We start from the raw sequence: 883 nt of genomic DNA on the forward strand, positions 1-883 counted from the left end.
AGGTCGTCGGCAAGGACGGCGCGGTGACGGTGGTGACGCTGGATCTGTCGGTTGCCAACAATGTGGCGACGGTGACGGCGACGCTGAACAACAACTACGATGCCCATCCCGGCATCAATCTCGACGATCTGGTCAATCTGGGCCAAGTCGGCGTGGTTGCCACCGATAGCGACGGCGACCAGGCGACCGGCACGGTCAATGTGACGGTGTCCGACGACGTGCCGACGGCATCGAACGAAGCCTCGCAGGCGGTTGCGGAAGGTGCTCCGGCGGTGACGGGAACACTGGACTTCGTCGCTGGTGCCGACGGCGCGACGGTGACGCATGTCAACGGCACGCCGCTGATCTTCAATGCCGGCACGGGCTACTCGCAGTCGATCGACATCGGCGCCGGCAGCATCCAGGTGAAGGCGGACGGGTCCTACGCGTTCACGCCGGATGCCTCGGTCGACAACAGCTCGGGTCCGGTTGCGGTCAACGCCACCTATACGGTGACGGACGGCGACCTCGACACGTCGACGGCCAACATCGCCTTCACGATCACCGACGGCGCAGGCCCGGTTGCTGGGGCTCCGATCACGCTGGCGCTTGACGACCAGAACCTGAGCGACGGCTCGACGCCGGCCGGTCCGGACTCCGCCTTGAACTCGATCACCTTCACGCCGGGCTCGGATGCAATCGCCTCGATCGCCTTCGGCACCGATTTGAGCGGGCTGAACAGCGCCAACCTGACCTGGACCCGGGTGTCGGACACCCAGGTCGTCGGCAAGGACGGCGCGGTGACGGTGGTGACGCTGGATCTGTCGGTTGCCAACAATGTGGCGACGGTGACGGCGACGCTGAACAACAACTACGATGCCCATCCCGGCATCAATCTCGACGA

General features: G+C 65.2%; 1 pseudogene. It reads left to right on the top strand.

The annotated features are described in order from the left end of the window. A pseudogene (locus EN964_RS38005) lies at positions 1-883 on the top strand (hypothetical protein); the annotation flags it as partial.

The sequence above is a fragment of the Mesorhizobium sp. M7A.F.Ca.CA.001.10.2.1 genome (assembly GCF_003998575.1).
Lineage (GTDB): Bacteria > Pseudomonadota > Alphaproteobacteria > Rhizobiales > Rhizobiaceae > Mesorhizobium.